The sequence below is a fragment of the Nocardia cerradoensis NBRC 101014 genome, from assembly GCF_000308535.1.
GTDB lineage: Bacteria > Actinomycetota > Actinomycetes > Mycobacteriales > Mycobacteriaceae > Nocardia > Nocardia cerradoensis.
On record NZ_BAFW01000288.1, the window covers coordinates 1 to 779 of the forward strand.

Below are 779 nucleotides of genomic sequence, written 5' to 3' on the forward strand. Positions count from 1 at the left end.
GCGCGCTCTCGGGCACCGGCACCGCCGGCACCGATCTCGGCCTCTCCGCCGGAATCGAAGGGGCCGCCGACACCGCCGCGCAGGTCGGCGCCGACCTCTCCACCCAGATCGGAACCGGCATCCAGGCCGGAATCTCCACCGCAGCAACAGGATTGACCGAAGCCACCGCAGGACTCGGCGCCGGGCTCGGCGGAGCGCTGAGCGGTGCGGCCGAAGCCGGCGCAGGCCTGGGAACCGAACTCGACGGGGCGCTCGGCGGGGCAGCCGAAGCCGGCGCCGGCCTGGGCGCGGCCCTCGGTGGCGCGCTGAATGCCGGCGGGGAACTCGGCACCGGACTCGAAACCGGCCTGGGCGACGGCCTCGGTGCCGCTCTGGGCGGCGCGGCAGCAGCCGGCGCGGGCCTCGGTGGTGCGCTCGGTGGTGCCCTGAACGCGGCCGGTGACCTGGGTGCGGGCTTGTCGGGTGCTGCGGGCGCGGCGACCGGGGTGGGTTCGGAACTGGGCGGTGCCCTGGGCGGCGCGGCCAACGCCGGTGCCGGTCTCGGCGGTGCGCTGAGCGGTGCCGCCAACGCCGGAGCTGGTCTCGGAGGAGCGCTGGGCGGTGCTGCGAACGCTGGGGCTGGTCTCGGAGGAGCGCTGGGCGGCGCCGCCAACGCTGGGGCTGATCTCGGTAGTGCGCTGGGCGGTGCCGCCAGCGCCGGAGCTGGTCTCGGCGGTGCGGCTGGGCGGTGCGGCGGAAGCCGGTGCCGGCCTGGAGTGGTGCCCTCGGCGGCGTGGCAG

1 pseudogene is annotated in these 779 nt (G+C 77.0%); it reads left to right on the forward strand.

Features of this window, described 5'->3' with window-relative positions:
- Positions 1-779, forward strand: a pseudogene (locus ON23_RS27970) (IniB N-terminal domain-containing protein); the annotation flags it as partial.